Raw genomic sequence first — 255 nt, 5'->3', positions numbered from 1 at the left:
ATTTATCACTGGGTATTTTTATGCCCTTTTTTGGGTGTTGATAGGAGGAAAATTACATGAAAATAATTAACTTAGGCATTCTGGCTCACGTTGACGCAGGAAAGACAACATTAACGGAAAGTTTATTATATACCAGTGGTGCAATTGCAGAACTAGGGAGCGTAGATGAAGGCACAACAAGGACAGATACAATGAATTTGGAGCGTCAAAGGGGAATCACTATCCAGACAGCAGTGACATCTTTTCAGTGGGAGG

At 40.4% G+C, this 255-nt stretch carries 1 protein-coding gene; it reads left to right on the top strand.

What is annotated here, in order from left to right:
- Positions 1 to 56: 56 nt before the first annotated feature.
- A partial coding sequence (locus tag KAR67_RS09930; RefSeq protein WP_192801052.1) for a GTP-binding protein occupies positions 57 to 255 on the top strand: 199 nt, incomplete at its 3' end.

This window comes from Campylobacter sp. JH32 (genome assembly GCF_017846535.1).
In the GTDB taxonomy this organism is placed as follows: domain Bacteria; phylum Campylobacterota; class Campylobacteria; order Campylobacterales; family Campylobacteraceae; genus Campylobacter_D; species Campylobacter_D coli.
This window is presented reverse-complemented; position numbering and strand designations above follow the sequence as displayed.